The organism is Rothia sp. HMSC071C12 (assembly GCF_001813895.1).
Taxonomy (GTDB): Bacteria; Actinomycetota; Actinomycetes; order Actinomycetales; family Micrococcaceae; genus Rothia; species Rothia mucilaginosa.
In genome coordinates this window covers 1-702 of the sequence record NZ_KV814360.1, presented here as the reverse complement: position 1 = coordinate 702, position 702 = coordinate 1, and the positions used below count along the sequence as shown (strand labels likewise).

General features: G+C 54.6%; 2 protein-coding genes. Both read left to right on the top strand.

What is annotated here, in order from left to right; genetic code table 11:
* The first annotated feature begins 101 nt into the window (after positions 1-101).
* Complete coding sequence (locus HMPREF2942_RS09400; RefSeq protein WP_168165838.1) at positions 102-272, top strand: hypothetical protein; 171 nt, start codon at positions 102-104, stop codon at positions 270-272.
* A gap of 21 nt (positions 273-293) precedes the next feature.
* Positions 294-542, top strand: a complete 249-nt coding sequence (locus HMPREF2942_RS00920; protein WP_070687977.1) for a hypothetical protein — start codon at positions 294-296, stop codon at positions 540-542.
* Positions 543-702 lie beyond the last annotated feature (160 nt).

Genomic DNA, 702 nt, shown 5'->3' with positions numbered 1-702 from the left:
ATGTAAGCCAGGTAATCAAACCGATTACCCGGGAATTAATAACTCAATAAGTACCGGGTGCAAGGCACCCGATACATTCAAGGTACACGAGGTAACAACTAATGAAGAAGATCCTGTCCACCCTCTTCCCCTACGTATTCGCCACCATCTGCGCAATCGCAGTATTCCCGAAGTACCCCGCAGTCTCATGGCTAACCTTCGGACTACTCACCCTGGCAATCATTTGCCACGCGCTCGCGTGGTACATCCGGAAGCACCGCAGCAACAACTAACCCCTGAAAGGAGTCAACCCTATGGCTGATATGTTGATTGTAGGCGTCAATGAAATGGCGCGTTTCCTTGGCATGACCCCTGCAGGTCTAATACGCCGAGGTGAGCTGCCTGAGCCCGATTTTATGTCGCATAGCGAGAAGCGAATCTGGCTGCCGGCAACCGCGGAGGCGTGGAATGCAGAGTACACGAGCCGCCCCGAATTTGGAGAGTGGGGTCGCCGCGTACGCGAAAAGAAGCAGGCAAAAGGCGCCGGTGGCGATCAGCAGTAACCCACTGTAGCAGCGTCAAGCGGGGCACACTCCACCAAGTGCGGAGTGCATCATCAATCTAGCCCCGTACGTTGCCGGGGGCGCTGAGAGTAAACCTTCAGCGCCCCCGGCACCATCTATCAGCACATGCACAAAAGGTGCACATATTAGTGAACATGTT